Source organism: Pseudomonas sp. TKO26 (assembly GCF_003225665.1).
Taxonomy (GTDB): Bacteria; Pseudomonadota; Gammaproteobacteria; order Pseudomonadales; family Pseudomonadaceae; genus Aquipseudomonas; species Aquipseudomonas saponiphila.
The window spans coordinates 369,972-383,612 of the sequence record NZ_QKLN01000002.1 but is presented as its reverse complement, the minus strand read 5'-3'; the positions used below and the strand labels follow the sequence as shown (position 1 = coordinate 383,612).

16 protein-coding genes are annotated in these 13,641 nt (G+C 61.5%); 6 read left to right on the top strand and 10 right to left on the bottom strand.

The annotated features are described in order from the left end of the window. Positions 1-75 precede the first annotated feature (75 nt). Positions 76-1,101 carry a 23S rRNA (adenine(1618)-N(6))-methyltransferase RlmF gene (gene rlmF / locus DNK59_RS05010; protein WP_110722466.1) on the top strand — a complete coding sequence of 342 codons (1,026 nt, stop codon included), beginning with the start codon at positions 76-78 and terminating at the stop codon, positions 1,099-1,101. Between the two features lie 93 nt (positions 1,102-1,194). Here the strand turns inward: rlmF and DNK59_RS05005 are convergent, their stop codons facing one another. Further along, positions 1,195-1,476 carry an HU family DNA-binding protein gene (locus tag DNK59_RS05005; RefSeq protein WP_003440137.1) on the bottom strand — a complete coding sequence of 94 codons (282 nt, stop codon included), beginning with the start codon at positions 1,474-1,476 and terminating at the stop codon, positions 1,195-1,197. A gap of 394 nt (positions 1,477-1,870) precedes the next feature. Here DNK59_RS05005 and yejK point away from each other — a divergent pair, with 394 nt between their 5' ends. Then, positions 1,871-2,875: a nucleoid-associated protein YejK gene (yejK, locus tag DNK59_RS05000; RefSeq protein WP_092319840.1), complete on the top strand. Its 1,005-nt coding sequence runs from the start codon at positions 1,871-1,873 to the stop codon at positions 2,873-2,875. Continuing rightward, the gene (locus DNK59_RS04995; RefSeq protein WP_110722465.1) at positions 2,875-3,228 is read left to right on the top strand and encodes a glutaredoxin family protein; all 354 of its coding nucleotides are present in this window, start codon (positions 2,875-2,877) and stop codon (positions 3,226-3,228) included. The genes yejK and DNK59_RS04995 overlap by 1 nt, the downstream gene beginning before the upstream one ends. Before the next feature lie 93 nt (positions 3,229-3,321). Here the strand turns inward: DNK59_RS04995 and DNK59_RS04990 are convergent, their stop codons facing one another. The 5 genes from DNK59_RS04990 to DNK59_RS04970 all read right to left on the bottom strand — a co-directional run bounded on the left by DNK59_RS04990 (position 3,322) and on the right by DNK59_RS04970 (position 7,256). Continuing rightward, entirely contained in the window at positions 3,322-4,257 is a 936-nt protein-coding gene (locus tag DNK59_RS04990; RefSeq protein ID WP_110722464.1) for a glutathione S-transferase family protein, read from the bottom strand. Between the two features lie 88 nt (positions 4,258-4,345). Next, on the bottom strand, positions 4,346-4,666 hold the full coding sequence (locus tag DNK59_RS04985) for a GIY-YIG nuclease family protein (RefSeq protein ID WP_110722463.1): 321 nt from the start codon (positions 4,664-4,666) through the stop codon (positions 4,346-4,348). Between the two features lie 54 nt (positions 4,667-4,720). Continuing rightward, positions 4,721-5,191 (bottom strand): nuclear transport factor 2 family protein, encoded by a 471-nt coding sequence (locus DNK59_RS04980; protein ID WP_110722462.1) that lies wholly within the window; start codon positions 5,189-5,191, stop codon positions 4,721-4,723. 99 nt (positions 5,192-5,290) lie between these two features. Further along, positions 5,291-6,583, bottom strand: coding sequence for an MFS transporter (locus DNK59_RS04975; RefSeq protein WP_110722461.1), 1,293 nt, complete (start codon positions 6,581-6,583; stop codon positions 5,291-5,293). 13 nt (positions 6,584-6,596) lie between these two features. Then, positions 6,597-7,256 (bottom strand): FadR/GntR family transcriptional regulator, encoded by a 660-nt coding sequence (locus tag DNK59_RS04970; protein WP_110722460.1) that lies wholly within the window; start codon positions 7,254-7,256, stop codon positions 6,597-6,599. A 165-nt stretch (positions 7,257-7,421) separates the two neighbouring features. Here DNK59_RS04970 and DNK59_RS04965 point away from each other — a divergent pair, with 165 nt between their 5' ends. Both DNK59_RS04965 and DNK59_RS04960 read left to right on the top strand, forming a co-directional pair. After that, a complete protein-coding gene (locus DNK59_RS04965; protein WP_110722499.1) occupies positions 7,422-7,733 on the top strand; it encodes a type II toxin-antitoxin system MqsR family toxin in 312 nt (103 codons plus the stop codon). Next, positions 7,730-8,212, top strand: coding sequence for a type II toxin-antitoxin system MqsA family antitoxin (locus DNK59_RS04960; RefSeq protein ID WP_110722459.1), 483 nt, complete (start codon positions 7,730-7,732; stop codon positions 8,210-8,212). The genes DNK59_RS04965 and DNK59_RS04960 overlap by 4 nt, the downstream gene beginning before the upstream one ends. 65 nt (positions 8,213-8,277) lie before the next feature. Here DNK59_RS04960 and DNK59_RS04955 read toward each other — a convergent pair whose 3' ends face one another. The 4 genes from DNK59_RS04955 to DNK59_RS04940 form a co-directional block, all read right to left on the bottom strand. Then, a complete protein-coding gene (locus DNK59_RS04955; RefSeq protein ID WP_016965197.1) occupies positions 8,278-9,042 on the bottom strand; it encodes an amino acid ABC transporter ATP-binding protein in 765 nt (254 codons plus the stop codon). A 10-nt stretch (positions 9,043-9,052) separates the two neighbouring features. Then, positions 9,053-10,150, bottom strand: coding sequence for an amino acid ABC transporter permease (locus tag DNK59_RS04950; RefSeq protein ID WP_060837651.1), 1,098 nt, complete (start codon positions 10,148-10,150; stop codon positions 9,053-9,055). 10 nt (positions 10,151-10,160) lie between these two features. Next, positions 10,161-11,342: an amino acid ABC transporter permease gene (locus DNK59_RS04945; RefSeq protein ID WP_110722458.1), complete on the bottom strand. Its 1,182-nt coding sequence runs from the start codon at positions 11,340-11,342 to the stop codon at positions 10,161-10,163. Positions 11,343-11,407: 65 nt separating this feature from the next. Continuing rightward, positions 11,408-12,436, bottom strand: a complete 1,029-nt coding sequence (locus DNK59_RS04940; RefSeq protein WP_016965200.1) for an amino acid ABC transporter substrate-binding protein — start codon at positions 12,434-12,436, stop codon at positions 11,408-11,410. 473 nt (positions 12,437-12,909) lie between these two features. On the opposite strand from DNK59_RS04940, the gene DNK59_RS04935 reads away from it, so the two are divergent. After that, positions 12,910-13,566, top strand: a complete 657-nt coding sequence (locus tag DNK59_RS04935) for an alpha/beta hydrolase (protein ID WP_110722457.1) — start codon at positions 12,910-12,912, stop codon at positions 13,564-13,566. Positions 13,567-13,641: the final 75 nt, after the last annotated feature.

The following is a 13,641-nucleotide window of genomic DNA, read 5'->3' as shown; positions in this document are numbered from 1 at the left end:
CTCACCGCTTGAAACTTACCGCTGCTCCTGTGTGACAATGCCCGCCACTTTGAACCACCCCCGAATCGATCCCCCATGACCGCCCCCAATACCCGCAAGCCTGCGCGCAAAAAGCCCAAACCCGCCTCCCCGGCCAAAACCGCCGCGCCCCGGGAAAAGGCCAGCCTGCATCCGCGCAATCGTCACCAGGGGCGTTACGACTTCCCGCAACTGATCAAGAGCACCCCGGAACTGGGGCAGTTCGTGATCCTCAATCCCTACGGCAAGGAAAGTATCGACTTCGCCGACCCGGCCGCCGTGCGGGTGTTCAACCGCGCCCTGCTCAAGGCCTTCTACGGCATTGCCCACTGGGACATTCCGGCGGACTTCCTGTGCCCGCCAGTTCCCGGTCGCGCCGACTACGTGCACTTCCTCGCCGACCTGCTGGCCAGCCACAACCAGGGTGAGATCCCCCGTGGTGCGGCAGTGCGGGTGCTGGACGTCGGGGTCGGCGCCAATTGCATCTACCCACTGATCGGCTACAGCGACTACCGCTGGCAGTTCCTCGGCTCGGACATCGACAGCACCGCCCTGGCCGCCGCCAAGGCGATTGTCCAGGCCAACGGCCTGAGCAAGGCCATCAACCTGCGCCAGCAAGGCAACCCCAAGCAGATCCTCAACGGCCTGCTGGAAAGCGGCGAGCGTTTCGACCTGACGATGTGCAACCCACCGTTCCACGCCTCGCTGGATGAAGCCACCCGCGGCAGCCAGCGCAAATGGCGAGCCCTGGGCAAGGCCGATCCCAAGCGCAAGCTGCCGGTGCTGAACTTTGGTGGGCAGGCCCGGGAACTCTGGTGCGAAGGCGGCGAGATCCGCTTCGTCAGCCAGTTGATCAGCGAAAGCACAGCCGTCGGCCAGCAAGTGCTGTGGTTCAGCACACTGGTGTCAAAGGCCTCGAACCTGCCGGCGATTGAAAGCGCGCTGAAAAAGGCCGGAGCCCTGGAAAGCCAGGTGGTGGAGATGTCCCAGGGACAGAAACAGAGCCGCTTCGTCGCCTGGACCTTCAAGGACAAGGCACAGCAACAGGCCTGGAGCCAGGAACGTTGGGTCAGGAAGAGCTAAAGAGGCGGGGATTCAATGACGATTCACCTTGCGTGAATCGGTGTCACACAAACCGTGCCCGGAGAACTTCTGAGCACGGTTTCACTGCAAGTATTACTTGTTAACAGCGTCGGTCAGGCCTTTAGCCACAACCAGCTTGATAACTTTCTTGGCAGCGATTTCGATGGCAGCGCCAGTCGATGGGTTACGGCCAGTACGGGCAGGACGCTCGGTCACTTTCAGCTTGCCGATACCTGGCAGAGTGATTTCGCCGCCATTTTCCAATTGATCAGCAACGATCTGGGCCAGTTGGTCCAGAGCGTTACGCGCGGTGGTTTTCGGCGCGTCGATAGCTTCAGCGATATCAGCGATCAGTTGGTCTTTAGTAATAGCCATTGTGGTGTTCCTTCCCTATCAAATTCATTTGGATTGCAGAGTGCAGTGTCAGCCATCGAGCCAGATCTTGTGAATCTGGCACCCCGGTTACAACCACGACAGATCGGGGTTATAGATACCGAAATCAGGGTTTGGTTCGACCCGACAAATGCTGAATGCACGCTTAACGCTGAGACATCGCGTAAGACCGGGCAAAACTAGCACACAGACGGGGAAATATCCGCCTCTACCTAGCCATTTGGTCAGCTTTATTGCTCTAAATCGGTAAAAAAATGCATAAGCGTTACCGACGAGCCGTTCATCGCCTGGCAAACCGCGCCCGAACCCTCGGCTGCGGTACACTGGGCACTTTTTCGGGGAGCCCGCCCTCCCCCTTCAATCAGCCGAGAAGCCCATGCCGATCCGTCATTGCATCGTCCACCTGATCGACAAAAAACCCGACGGCAGCCCCGCAGTTCTGCATGCCCGAGACTCCGAACTGGCAGAGTCCGCGGCCATCGAGAACATGCTCGCCGACCTCAACGAAAGCTATAACGCCAAACAGGGCAAAGCCTGGGGCCTGTTCCATCCCGAGTCCGGCGCTTTCCCCTTCAGCGGCTGGCTGAAGGAATACCTGGACGGCGGCCAGGACTTCACCGCCTTCAGCCGGGTGGCGGTGGAACACCTGCAGAAGCTGATGGAGGAATCCAACCTGTCAGTGGGCGGTCACGTGCTGTTTGCCCACTATCAACAGGGCATGACCGACTACCTGGCCATCGCCCTGCTGCACCATAGCGAAGGCGTGGCGGTGACCGACCAGCTGGACGTGACGCCGTCGCGCCACCTGGACCTGGGCCAGTTGCACCTGGCGGCACGGATCAACATCTCCGAGTGGCAGAACAACAAGCAGTCCAAGCAGTACATCTCCTTTATCAAGGGCAAGAACGGCAAGAAGGTTTCGGAGTACTTCCGCGACTTCATCGGCTGCCAGGAAGGCGTCGACGGCCCGGGCGAAACCCGCACCCTGCTCAAGGCCTTCAGCGACTTCGTCGAGAGCGAGGATCTGCCGGAAGAGTCGGCCCGGGAAAAGACCAAGACCCTGGTGGAGTACGCCAGCAGCCAGGCCAAGCTCGGCGAACCCATGGGCCTGGAAGAACTCTCGGAACTGATCGACGAAGACCGCCCCAAGGCCTTCTACGATCACATCCGCAACAAGGATTACGGGCTGTCGCCGGAGATTCCTGCGGATAAACGCACCCTCAATCAGTTCCGCCGCTTCACCGGCCGCGCTGAAGGCTTGTCCATCAGCTTCGAGGCCCACCTGCTGGGTTCGAAGATCGAGTACGACGAAGAAGCCGGGACCCTGATCATCAAGGGCCTGCCGACCCAGCTGACCGACCAGCTCAAGCGCCGCAACTGATGCTCCAGGGGGTATTGAAGAAGTTCTTGCTGATCCTGCTGGTGGTGGTGATCTACCAGCACTGGGGCAAGATCGAGCGCCTGTTCAACCCTTCGGCGGTGGTCAGCGAAGAGATCCGCAGCCAGGCCCGGGTAGTGCTCTACGCCACCCAATGGTGCGGCTACTGCAAGGCCACCCGGCGCTTTCTCGATCAGAAGGGCATTCCCTACCGCGAGTTCGACATCGAGAAAGATGCCGAGGCGCGCAAGGCCTATAGCGCCCTGGGCGGTGCCGGGATTCCGATCCTGGACGTGAATGGCAGCCTGATCCGCACCTACGATCCCGAGGCCATCATGGCGGCGCTGCAACCGTAGCGACCGGGCGCCGCAGCGCTGGCCGGCGAAGGGGTCAGCAGATCGTGCAGCGATCTTGTGGACACCTTCGCCGGCAAGCCTGCGGCTACCCGATCACTGCGCCTGGATGCGGAAGCCCAGGCGTGGGAAGTGCACGTGCACCAGGCCGGCACGCGGATCCTCGCGACGCAGGATCAACTCTTCAGTACCGGCAAACAGCAACTCGCCCGCCACCGGATCGACGCCATAGTCGGTCGCCGCAATCACCACCTGTTGCCCCGCCGCAAAACCATTGGGGTCGACGAACTGCTCATCTGGCAGCGCCGCCGGAGTAGCGTTGCGCGACACCTCAAGGGCCTCTTCGGCACTCATCTCGGTGAAGGAGCCATGACCAAAGCCCAGCACCCGCGCCAACCAGGCGGATACCGCCGGATACTCGTCCACCAGCGGTGCGGTCACCGGCGTGCCCTTGAGGAACCACAGCGAGTGAGCCAGGGCGATATCGGCAATCGACGGCTCGCCAAACAGGAAGTCCCCCGGCTCGCGCTGCAGTTGCTGCTCCAGGCGCGCCATGATGGTCGGCCACTGATGCTTGGCCACGTCCAGAGGCAGGCGGCTGGCGCTGCCGCCACTAAACAGCCCGGCGCGGTCGGCCATGAAGGCCTTGACCGCTTCAGGCGGTAGCTTGCCAAAGCGCACGGCGGCCGACTCGGGCTGGAACACCAGGGTCACCGCATGCTGGAACACCACCGAGTCGATCCAGGCGGCGAAGGTCGCGCTGATCATTTCCTGGCCTTCGGGAAACAGCGCCGGCGAGCTCTTTTCCAGCTCCAGGCGGCGCGCGATCAGGGCCGTGTCGCAATAGATGTCCGCGCCGATCTGTAACACCGGGGTCTTGCGATAGCCGCCGGTCAGGGCCGTCAGGTCGGGTTTTGGCATGACCGGGGAGATCTTCACGGAGCGCCAGGACAGGCCCTTGAACCCCAGGAGCAAGCGGGCTTTTTCCGCGAAGGGAGAAGTCGGGTAATGGTGCAGGATCAACTCTGACATGCTGGGGTCCGCCACAAGAAGGAGAGCGCTGAAGCTTAGCGCGCAATCCGTGGACGGCCTACAGATCCAACTGATGAGAACCTATCAGTCAGATTGATGCCATTGCACTGGCAGAAGCCACCAGGCACTCCTTGGCGCTCTTCCTGAGTTTCTTGATCAGCCGCTCCTGGCGCAGGGCCTCGCTCTTGTCTCGGCAGGCTTCGGTGTAGACCAGGGCCACCGCCGGGCTGGAAAGAAAGAAGCGCGCGCCCTTGCCGCTCTGATGCTTGGCAAAGCGCTTCACCGGGTCATCGCTGATGCCGCAGTAAAGGGCGCCATTGGCCGCGCGCACCAGGTACACAAACCAGGGTTTGCTGGCAGGCGCGGGCGGTTCGGCGGCAATCTCGGGGGTTGGATCTGGGCGGCTCACAAGAATAATCGAGGCCTGTGGATAACAAGCCGCGATCTTAGCAGAGGATGGCTTTCAGCGACCGCTCTGGAAGGCCTTGAGGCCTTTGCGGGCCTGGGCGCGAACGGCGTTCTTCACCAGGGGCGTCCAGCCCAGCAACAGGCCCTTGGCCCCTAGGGCCTGACGCGCCCAGCGCCACAGGTCGAAATGATCGTGGTGCTCGCAAATCTTGCCGTCGCGAAACACGAAGCGCGCCTGAATGTCATTGACCACGGTGTTGCCGGTCTGGCTGAACAGGTAGGTGGCCACCCAGTGCGCGCTGCCGGTGTTCGCCTCGGCACGCACCTGGTCGAAGGTCAGGGAAAAGTCCTTGGCCCGGCTGGTGAGCATGCGCCACATGTCGCCGGCGTCACGTCCACGCAATTCACCGAAAGCCGGATCACTGAACAGCACATCCTCGGTATAACAGGCGCTCATGGCCTCGGCATCGAGGCGCTGGAAGGCCTGGTAGAACTCGGTGATCAGGGCGCGGTGGGCATCACTCATGGGCGGACTCCGGAAGGGCAAAGGGATGCCAGCACAATAATCCGCACGCCTTGAGATGACTATCGGCATTTGCGCGGCAAATACCGACAGTGAGGCTCGTTAGATTTTCTCGCTCTGCACCTGCACATACAGCGCACGACCCGCGCCCAGCCCGGCGATGATCGCCCCGCTGCCCAGCACCGCAAAGATCCAGCCCACGGCGTTCCAGCCACCGGTCCAGTCGTGCACCAGCCCCACCGCAAACGGCCCCATGGACGCCAGGGTGTAGCCGATGCCCTGGGCCATGCTCGACAGGTTGGCAGCCACATGGGAGTCCCGCGAACGCAGGACGATCAGGGTCAGGGCCAGGCTGAAAGTGCCGCCCTGCCCCAGGCCCAGGAGAATGGCCCAGCCCCACAGATCGTCGATGGGTGCGTACAGACAACCGAGCAGGCCGCCGATGGTTATCAGCATGACCATCACGATGGCCAGGCGTTGATCCTTGCCACGGGTCGCCAGCCAGGGCGTCGCCAGCGAACTGACCAGTTGCACCATCACCGAGCCCGACAGCACCAGCCCCGCCTGGGTCGGGGTCAGCCCACGGCCAATCAGGATCGACGGCAGCCAGCCAAACACTATGTAGGCCAGGGAGGACTGCAGGCCCATATACAGAGTCACCTGCCAGGCCAGCGGATCACGCAGCAACCCGCGCACACGGAAGGCGACATGGTGAGCACCGTGTTTCTGCCCCACTTGAGGCAACCAGAACAGCGCCGCCGCCAGCGCCGGCACGACCCAGAAGCCCAGCCCCATGGCCCAGCTGTTGCCGAAATGCTGGCTCAAGGGCACCGTGGCCCCGGCCGCCAGCGCCGCGCCCAGGCACAGGGCCATGGTGTAGACCCCGGTCATGGTGCCCGCATGCCGGGCAAAGTCGCGTTTGACGATGCCCGGCAGCAGCACGCCGATCACGCCGATGCTGGCGCCGGCCAGGATGCTCCCGGCAAAGACCCCGAACTCCCCCAGGGAGCTGCGCAGCACAATGCCCAGGGCCAGGGTCAGGAGAATCCCCAGCACCACCCGCTCGGCACCAAAACGCCGGGCCAGCAGCGGCGCCAAAGGCGCGAACAAACCCAGGCACAACACCGGCAGCGTGGTCAGCAACCCCGCCTTGGCCGCCGACAGGCCCAGGCTCTGGGATACGTCACTGAGCAACGGCGCCATGCTCGACAGCGCCGGACGCAGGTTCAGCGCCACCAGGATCAGCCCCAGCAGCAACAGCCAGGGCCGACGTACCGCGGGCGGGGCATGCTGAAGCTCCTCGTCATCGGCCTCGGCGTCGATCAGCAGCTCTTCGAGCTCGGCAGGACGCCGAGGAGCAGGCGGGGTATTCGGGGGTACCTGGTGATTGGACATGAAGGTCTCGGATTCAGGATTCGTTGATCAACTGGCGGGACAGCTTCTTGGCCCGCTCGGGGTCGCCCTGTTCGATGGCATCCAGCAGGTGCTGATGGAGATCGAAGACGTCCTGGCGACGCGGAGCCTGGGTCAAGGTCTGGCGCAACTGCGCGCCGACCACACTGGAGAAGTAGCGGTACAGCTGGCTGAGGGTCGGGTTGTGGGCGGCATCCACCAGGCGCTGGTGAAACACCAGGTCGCAGGCGATGTAACTTTCCAGGTCGCCATGAAAATGCCCGCTGCTGGCCTGCAAGGCTTGCTTCAAGTCCTGCAGGTCCTCGTCGGTGCGACGCAGGGCCGCCAGGCCGACCGCCTCCACTTCGAGGATCTGCCGGGTTTCCCGGGCCTGTTCCAGAGAGCACTGCGACAGCGCCTGGAGCATGTCCAGTGGATCGGCCACCGCCCGCAGGTAACTGCCATCGCCCTGGCGGATCTCGATCAGTCCGGAGAACGCCAGCACCCGCATGGCTTCGCGCACCGTATTGCGGCTGATGCCCAGTTCTTGGGCCAGTTCCGGTTCGGTGGGCAAGCGCTGGCCGACCCGCCAGACACCGTTGTTGATGCGTTTGCGCAGTTGCTCCAGGGCCTGGTCGACCAGGGATTTTTTGATCAGGGGGGATGTTTCGCTCATGGGACTCGCTCAATCATCCAATCATCGGATGAATTGTCGGACATGGTATTCAGGCTTTTCCGAGAGTTCAACGCATTAGGCTGGAGGAGGCACTTTCGCCATGGTAAACAGGCCTTGACAAAAAACCCTATAAGGGTAATTTCAATCAGGCCTCAAGGGTGTCTCATGGAAAAGAAAACACCTCACCACGACCTCTCGCTGATCAAGGCGCACGTCGTTCGACAAGGGGCTCAAGCCTTCACTCGAAGCGCATTGCGCCGCGGCAGGGAACTCGGATTGTCCTTGGCCGCCATGCAACGAGTGATAGCCGGACTCCAGGGCAACATGTTCTACAAATCGATGACCACCTATTGCGATCACCGGGTGTGGCAAGACGTGTATTACACCAGCCTCGATGACCGGACGCTCTACATCAAGATCACCCACCGCCCCGGCTTGGGGCCTCCAGTGATCTCCTTCAAGGAGGCACAGACATGAAACGACAACAGTGCTACAGCTGCGGCGCCCCGACCGGCATGCTGGCGTTCGAGCAGCGCAGCGAGGTCGTCGACTACCGGCACCTGTTGCGTCACCTGCATGGCCTGGCGGGCTGGGAATGCCAGGAGTGCGGTGAAATCGAATTCGATGCCCAGAGTGCACAACGCTACGCCGCCGCAGGCGACCAGTTGCTTGAGGATTACCGGCAGGAGGTTGCCACAGACCTGAAGCGCATCCGCCGCAAGCTGCACCTCTCGCAAAAGGAGGCAGTCAAACTGCTGTCCGGCGGTGGACACAATGCCTTTTCCCGTTACGAGCGCGGCGAAGTCGGCGTGCCCCAGCCGCTGTACGTGCTGATGCGCCTGCTGGATCGCCACCCACGTTTGATGAAGGACGTACTGGAGCTTGGCGAACCACGGCTGGCGCCCTCAGCCTTGGGCGACCCACCCGAACCACAGCTCGGTGCTGCCGGCAGTTGAACGCCGAGCAAAAATAAACCCGGAGCCAGTCCGGGTTTATCGTCAGCGCCAACCGTGCATCAGGGTCAATGCAGGATCTGGCTCAGGAACAGCTTGGTGCGATCGTTCTGCGGGTTATCGAAGAAGTCGTTCGGTGCCGCCTGCTCGACGATTTCGCCCTTGTCCATGAAGATCACCCGGTTGGCCACGGTGCGGGCAAAGCCCATTTCGTGGGTCACGCAGAGCATGGTCATGCCGTCTTCCGCCAGGCCGATCATGGTATCCAGCACTTCCTTGACCATTTCCGGGTCCAGTGCCGAGGTGGGTTCGTCGAACAGCATGATCTTGGGCTTCATGCACAGCGCCCGGGCAATCGCCACCCGTTGCTGCTGCCCACCGGACAGCTGGCCCGGGTACTTGTTGGCCTGCTCCGGAATGCGCACCCGCTCCAGGTAATGCATGGCGATTTCCTCGGCCTTGCGCTTGGGCATCTTGCGCACCCACATCGGCGCCAGGGTGCAGTTCTGCAGGATGGTCAGGTGCGGAAACAGATTGAAGTGCTGGAACACCATGCCCACTTCCCGACGAATGGCCTCGATCTGCTTGAGGTCGTTGGTCAGTTCCACGCCGTCCACCACGATGCGTCCCTGCTGGTGCTCTTCCAGGCGGTTGAGGCAGCGGATGGTGGTGGATTTGCCCGAACCCGACGGCCCGCACAACACGATGCGCTCACCCTGGCGGACGTTGAGGTTGATGTCCTTCAACACGTGGAACTGGCCGTACCACTTGTTCACACCCTGCATCTGAATAATGCCTTCAGGGCCCACAGGCTTTTTGTTCGCTTCACTCATGGAGGTACTCCTAACGCTTGTGGCCTGTGTCCAACTTACGCTCCAGATGCATGGAGTAGCGGGACATACCGAAACAGAAAATCCAGAACACCAGGGCCGCGAAGACATAGCCTTCGGTGGCCATGCCCAGCCATTTGGGATCGGCGGCGGCTTGCTTGACGCTGTTGAGCAGGTCGAACAGGCCGATGATGATCACCAGGCTGGTGTCCTTGAACAGGGCGATGAAGGTGTTGACGATGCCGGGAATCACCAGCTTCAGGGCCTGGGGCAGAATCACCAGGCCCATGGCCCGCCAGTAACCCAGGCCCATGGCCGCAGCAGCTTCGTACTGGCCCTTGGGAATGGCTTGCAAGCCACCGCGCACCACCTCGGCCACATAGGCCGACTGGAACAGGATCACCCCGATCAAGGCCCGCAGCAGCTTGTCGAAGTTCATGCCCTCGGGCAGGAACAGCGGCAGCATCACCGAGGACATGAACAGCACGGTGATCAGCGGCACGCCGCGCCAGAACTCGATGAAGGTCACGCAGACCACGCGAATCGCCGGCAGGTTGGAACGTCGTCCCAATGCCAGCAGGATCCCCAGCGGCAGGGCTCCGGCAATCCCCACCGTGGCGATCACCAGGGTCAGCATCAGGCCGCCCCACTGGCTGGTGGCGACATTGCTCAAGCCCAGGTAACCGCCGTGCAACAGGGTGTAGGCAACCACCGGGTACCACACCAGGAAACACAAGCCGTAGATCGCCTTGCGGGCAAAGCGCGAGATGAACAACGGCGCCACACCAATCACCGCCAGCCACACGGTCAGGTCGACCCGCCAGCGCAGCTCCACCGGGTAATAGCCATACATGAACTGGCCGAAACGCTGCTGGATGAACACCCAGCAGGCGCCGTCCTTGGTGCAGTCGGCACGGGTGGTGCCGACCCAGTTGGCGTCGAGGATCGCCCAGTGCAGCAGTGGCGGCACCACCAGGTAGATCAGGTAGAAGGCAAACAGGGTCAACAGGGTGTTGAGCCAGCTGGAGAACATGTTGGCGCGCATCCACGCCAGCACGCCGATACTGCGGCTGGGCGGCGGCATGTCGGGTTTGAAAGTATGAGTCGTCATGGGCGCTTCCTCACCGCTCGATCAGCGCAATGCGCTTGTTGTACCAGTTCATCAGCAGGGAAATGCTGATGCTGATCGCCAGGTACACGCTCATGGTGATGGCAATCACCTCGATGGCCTGGCCGGTCTGGTTGAGCACCGTGCCGGCGAACAGCGACACCATTTCCGGGTAGCCGATACCGGCGGCCAGGGACGAGTTCTTCGCCAGGTTCAGGTATTGGCTGGTCAGCGGCGGAATGATCACCCGCAGGGCCTGGGGAATGATCACCTTGCGCAGGGTCGGACCGTTGCGCAGCCCCAGGGAGCGGGCCGCCTCGGTCTGGCCGTGACTCACCGACTTGATCCCGGAACGCACGATCTCGGCGATGAATGCTGCGGTGTAGACGGTCAGGGCCAGGGTCAGGGCCAGCAGCTCGGGGATCAGCACCCAACCGCCAACGAAGTTGAAGCCTTGCAGCTTCGGCAACTCCCAATGCACCGGCGAGCCGAAGACCAGCGTGCACAGCGCCGGAATCACCAGCAGCAGCGCCAGGCCCGTCCAGAACTTGTGGAACGGCACCCCGGTGTCTTCAAAACGTTTGTTGGCCCAGCGGCACATAAGCACGATGGCGACTATGGCCAGCACCACACTCGCCACGAACGCCCAGAACCCCGGAGCCATTTGCGCCGCCGGCATGTTCAGGCCCCGGCTGCTGACAAAGAAGGTGTCGCCGAAGTTGTGGCTGTTGCGCGGCCCCGGCATGGTCAGGAACACCGCGAAGTACCAGAACAGGATCTGCAGCAGCGGCGGAATGTTGCGAAACACCTCCACATACACCGTCGCCAGCTTGTTGATGATCCAGTTCTGCGACAGCCGCGCCACCCCGATGATGAACCCCAGCAGGGTCGCCAGGATCACTCCGATAAAGGTCACCAGCAGCGTATTGAGCAGGCCGATGACGAAGACCCGGGCATAACTGTCCGCTTCGGTGTAGGCAATCAGGTGTTGAGCGATGCCGAAACCGGCGCTGCGCTCAAGAAAGTCGAAACCCGAGGTGATACCCCGGTGCTGAAGGTTGGTTTGCGTGTTGTCGAACAGAAACCAGCCCAGCGAAACCACCGCCACGAGGGTGATGATCTGAAACAGCCAGGCGCGCACACGCGGATCGCTGAGGCTAAGCCTCTGCTTGGGTGCGCCGATTGAATTTTGCATGAAGTGCCCCAGGAATAATGGAACAGAACATCACCCGGCGGTTGGCCCGCCGGGTGATAGAACCATCAGCGCACAGGTGGTGCGTATTGGATGCCGCCGTTGTTCCACAGCGCGTTCAGGCCGCGGTCGATGGCCAGTGGCGTGCTCTTGCCGAGGTTTTTCTCGAACACTTCACCGTAGTTACCTACTTGCTTGACGATCTGTACTACCCAATCCTTCGGCAGTTTCAGGTCTTTGCCGTATTCACCGTCCGCGCCCAGCAGACGTGCTACATCAGGGTTCTTGGTCGACTTGGCTTCAGCTTCGACGTTTTTCGAAGTGATGCCCGCCTCTTCGGCGTTGAGCATGGCGAACAGGGTCCACTTGACGATGCTGAACCACTCTTCGTCGCCCTTACGCACCACCGGGCCCAGCGGCTCCTTGGAGATGGTTTCCGGCAGCACGACATAATCGGTCGGAGTGGCCAGCTTGCTGCGCTGTGCGTAGAGCTGGGACTTGTCGGATGTCAGCACGTCGCAACGCCCGGATTCCAGGGACTTGGCGCTTTCATCGGAGGTATCGAAGGTGATCGGGGTGTATTTCAGACCATTGCCACGGAAGTAATCCGACACGTTCAGCTCGGTAGTAGTACCGGCTTGAATACAGATGGTCGCGCCGTCCAGCTCCTTGGCACTTTTCACACCCAGCTTGTTGTTCACCAGAAAGCCGATGCCGTCGTAATAGGTGACACCGGCGAACATCAGGCCCATGCCCGCATCGCGGGAGCTGGTCCAGGTGGTGTTGCGCGACAGCACGTCGATTTCGCCGGATTGCAGCGCGGTGAAGCGCTCCTTGGCGTTCAACTGGCTGAACTTGACCTTGGTCGCATCACCGAATACCGCAGCGGCCACGGCGCGGCAGACGTCGGCGTCGATACCGAGGATCTTGCCGGTCGCATCCGGTACCGAGAAACCCGGCAAACCGTCACTGACACCGCACTGCACGAATCCTTTCTTCTGTACTGCATCGAGGGTCGCACCCGCCTGTGCGAAACCGCTTGTAGCCAGCACCGTAGCCGCCGTGACAGCGGCCAGGGTGGATTTCAACATCTTCATTCAAACCTCCAATCTTGCTCTTGTTGTGTCGGAGCTTGAGTCCTGCCGCGCCCTTATGAGGCGCTGACCCGTGTAGGCTTTTTTATAGGGTCAAGCGGCGTAAGACCTTCGCTATGAGTCTAGTAGGAGAAATCCACGTAATGGGGGGCCTACATCTCACCAATCGGCCGAACGGGCTGTAGCCCTTCGCAGTTCGCAAAGCCCGTAGCGGCCATTGGCGAACCTGTATCAGAGGAGGTTGGCGATGCCATCGCCCGCGGTAGCCTGTTAGTGTTACCGCCGGCAGAGAGTGCTATCACTTCCACTCCTCCTTTTGAGCCATAGCAAAGCCCGTACCACAGTTTCGGCTAAAGCGTTTCAGCCAGTGGTCAATAGCAAAACGTTCAACCGTGCGACATCTTCTTCACCGATCAACCGGGCGCGCCCCTTAACCTCGCACTCAATCAGCGCGCACGCACAAAAATGGAGCAAGCATGACCGAGCCCTTGATTCTTCAGCCCAGCAAGCCCGCAGATGCCTGTGTGATCTGGCTTCACGGCCTGGGAGCGGACCGTTACGACTTCCTGCCGGTGGCCGAGATGCTGCAGGAAAAACTCTTGAGCACCCGCTTCGTCCTGCCCCAGGCACCGACCCGAGCCGTGACCATCAATGGCGGATATGCCATGCCCAGCTGGTACGACATTTTGGCCATGAACCCGGCTCGCGCGATCAGTCGCGAACAGCTCGACGAATCATCTGATGAAGTCATCAGACTGATCGAAGAGCAACGCGCCAGCGGAATAGACGCCTCGCGAATTTTCCTGGCAGGTTTCTCCCAGGGTGGCGCCGTCGTGCTGCACACCGCCTTCCTCAAATGGCAGGGTCCGTTGGGTGGCGTGCTTGCCCTCTCCACTTACGCACCGACCTTTGACGACGAACTGCAACTTTGCGCCAGTCAACAGCGGATTCCGCTGCTGTCGCTGCACGGCCAGTACGACGAAGTGGTGCAAAACGCCATGGGCCGCACCGCCTACGAGTATCTGAAGCAGCATGGTGTCACCGTGACATGGCAGGAATACCCAATGGGGCACGAGGTGTTACCAGAAGAAATCAGCGACATCGGCACCTGGCTGAGCGAGCGTTTGCGCTAGAAAAACCGCCTCAAGCCGGAGGCCAGAGCAACAGACTACGCCGCGCCCGTTTCTTGCATTACACTGGCCGGCGTA

Coding starts and splice junctions, on each gene's coding strand:
- rlmF (WP_110722466.1), top strand. CDS start 76: ATGACCGCCCCCAATACCCGCAAGCCTGCGCGCAAAAAGCCCAAACCC.
- DNK59_RS05005 (WP_003440137.1), bottom strand. CDS start 1,476: ATGGCTATTACTAAAGACCAACTGATCGCTGATATCGCTGAAGCTATC.
- yejK (WP_092319840.1), top strand. CDS start 1,871: ATGCCGATCCGTCATTGCATCGTCCACCTGATCGACAAAAAACCCGAC.
- DNK59_RS04995 (WP_110722465.1), top strand. CDS start 2,875: ATGCTCCAGGGGGTATTGAAGAAGTTCTTGCTGATCCTGCTGGTGGTG.
- DNK59_RS04990 (WP_110722464.1), bottom strand. CDS start 4,257: ATGTCAGAGTTGATCCTGCACCATTACCCGACTTCTCCCTTCGCGGAA.
- DNK59_RS04980 (WP_110722462.1), bottom strand. CDS start 5,191: ATGAGTGATGCCCACCGCGCCCTGATCACCGAGTTCTACCAGGCCTTC.
- DNK59_RS04975 (WP_110722461.1), bottom strand. CDS start 6,583: ATGTCCAATCACCAGGTACCCCCGAATACCCCGCCTGCTCCTCGGCGT.
- DNK59_RS04970 (WP_110722460.1), bottom strand. CDS start 7,256: ATGAGCGAAACATCCCCCCTGATCAAAAAATCCCTGGTCGACCAGGCC.
- DNK59_RS04965 (WP_110722499.1), top strand. CDS start 7,422: ATGGAAAAGAAAACACCTCACCACGACCTCTCGCTGATCAAGGCGCAC.
- DNK59_RS04960 (WP_110722459.1), top strand. CDS start 7,730: ATGAAACGACAACAGTGCTACAGCTGCGGCGCCCCGACCGGCATGCTG.
- DNK59_RS04955 (WP_016965197.1), bottom strand. CDS start 9,042: ATGAGTGAAGCGAACAAAAAGCCTGTGGGCCCTGAAGGCATTATTCAG.
- DNK59_RS04950 (WP_060837651.1), bottom strand. CDS start 10,150: ATGACGACTCATACTTTCAAACCCGACATGCCGCCGCCCAGCCGCAGT.
- DNK59_RS04945 (WP_110722458.1), bottom strand. CDS start 11,342: ATGCAAAATTCAATCGGCGCACCCAAGCAGAGGCTTAGCCTCAGCGAT.
- DNK59_RS04940 (WP_016965200.1), bottom strand. CDS start 12,436: ATGAAGATGTTGAAATCCACCCTGGCCGCTGTCACGGCGGCTACGGTG.
- DNK59_RS04935 (WP_110722457.1), top strand. CDS start 12,910: ATGACCGAGCCCTTGATTCTTCAGCCCAGCAAGCCCGCAGATGCCTGT.